General features: G+C 79.2%; 1 protein-coding gene and 1 pseudogene. Both read right to left on the bottom strand.

The genetic code is table 11. From position 1 onward, the window contains the following. A partial coding sequence (locus CBZ_RS20295) for an ABC transporter permease family protein (protein ID WP_130783224.1) occupies nucleotides 1-1,416 on the bottom strand: 1,416 nt, incomplete at its 3' end. After that, nucleotides 1,413-1,741 (bottom strand): annotated as a pseudogene (locus CBZ_RS21275) (hypothetical protein); the annotation flags it as partial. The pseudogene CBZ_RS21275 and the gene CBZ_RS20295, both read right to left, overlap by 4 nt.

The following is a 1,741-nucleotide window of genomic DNA, read 5'->3' as shown; positions in this document are numbered from 1 at the left end:
GCCCTGCAGCCCGCGCTGCCGCACGGCCAGGACGGCGACGACCGCGAGCGCGACGACGCACACCTCGGCGACCCAGCGGGCGGTCCGCGCCGCTCCCCCGGCGGCCGGGCGCCCACCCCCGGCCAGGGCTGCGCGGGTCGCCCTGACTCGCCCGCCGACGGCACCGAGCAGCACGGCGGGCGCGAGGCCGGTCGCGAGCGGGAGCACCAGGTCGCCTGACGAGACCGGACCGGGCACGGCCGCGAGGGCGACCGCGGTCCCGGCGAGCGCCGCGGGGACGCCGAGCAGGAGCCCCTGCACCGCGCACAGGCCGCCCGTGAACCACCCCGACGCACCCCGGGCACGCAGCAGCACGAGCGCGGCCCGCCGACGCTCGACCGCGAGCGTGACCGCGAGCCACAGCACGCCGAGGGCCACCCCCGCCGGACCGGCCGCGAGCACGCCGAGGACGGTGACGACGAGCCGTTGCCGGGGCTCGAGCTGCGCGAGGGCGGCGTCGAGCTCGGTGTCGGTCGCGGTCGCGGTGCGGAACGCCCGCAGGTCGCGCAGCAGGGCGCCGCGGTCGGCGGTCGCCGTGGGGCCCGTGTCGACGGCGAACCACGTGGTCAGGGCGAGCGGTCCCTCGACGGCGAGGACCGGCAGGGCGCTCGCGTCGGCGTACGGGAAGACGTCGACGAGGGTGCCTTTGTCGGGGTGCTCGACGACCTGCGGGGCGAACGTCGAGTCGAGGTGCGTCCACGTCGGGTCGTCGGGGTCGCGGGCCTCGAACGTGCCGACGAGGACCGCGGTCACGCCCGTCCCCCCGCCGAGCAGCCGGGTCTCCCCGACATGCCAGTCGATCCGCTCCGCGGACGCGACCGACATCGCGAGCTCGACCGGCGCGTCCGGCGAGTTCCCGGTGAGCGGCGCGCCGTCGGCCGGGACGGGCGCGACGTCCGTCGGCGCGGGCAGCCGTCCCTCGACGACCGTCACGAGGTCGGGCAGCAGCGGGTCGACCCGGATCCGCACGGACAGCTCCGCGATGCCGGCGGGGCGTGGCCCGCGGTCGGCGGGCCAGCGGTCGGTCGAGAGCACCGCGCGCGGCTCGGCGAGCAGCGGGCGCAGGGCCGGCCCCGCGTCGGCCGTCACGGCCCGCAGGCTCGCGTCCAGCCCACGCAGGTCGTCGAGCGCCTGCGCCGACCCGGCACCGGTGTCGACGAGCCACGACCCCGAGCGGGTCGGGTCGACCTGCGAGGCAGACAGCCGCCCGACGGCGTCGGCCTGGTCCGCCCCGACGACCCGGTCGACCGTGCGCGGCCACGCCGCCAGCACGCACGCCGTGACGAACGTCGCGAGCACGACGAGGACGACCGTCGCGGGGTCGGTGCGCAGCTGCCGGCCCACCAGCCGGGCGCGGGACAGGACGGGGCGGCTCATCGGGCGTCCTCCCGGACCGTCGCGGTGGCGGCCTGCCGTCGCACGCGCGCCGCGTCGTCGAGCGCGACCAGGGTGCAGCCCACGACGACCGCGCCGAGGAGCACCCCGAGGACGACCGGCTGCAGCGCGGGCACCGTGGCGAGCGTCGCGGGAGCCACACCCACGACGCGCACGAGCGCGGGCGCGAGGACCGCGCCGAGGACCAGCCCGCCGGCCGTGCCGACCACGACCGCGAGCGCGAGCACCGCACCGGTCTCCGCGGCCCGTCCGCGCGCCTGCGTGCGGGGCGGGACGCCGAGCGCGTGCAGGACGCCGACCTCGGGCC

Source organism: Cellulomonas biazotea (assembly GCF_004306155.1).
Lineage (GTDB): Bacteria > Actinomycetota > Actinomycetes > Actinomycetales > Cellulomonadaceae > Cellulomonas > Cellulomonas biazotea.
Note: the sequence above shows the minus strand (reverse complement) of the source record. Positions and strands in the feature narration are given on the sequence as shown.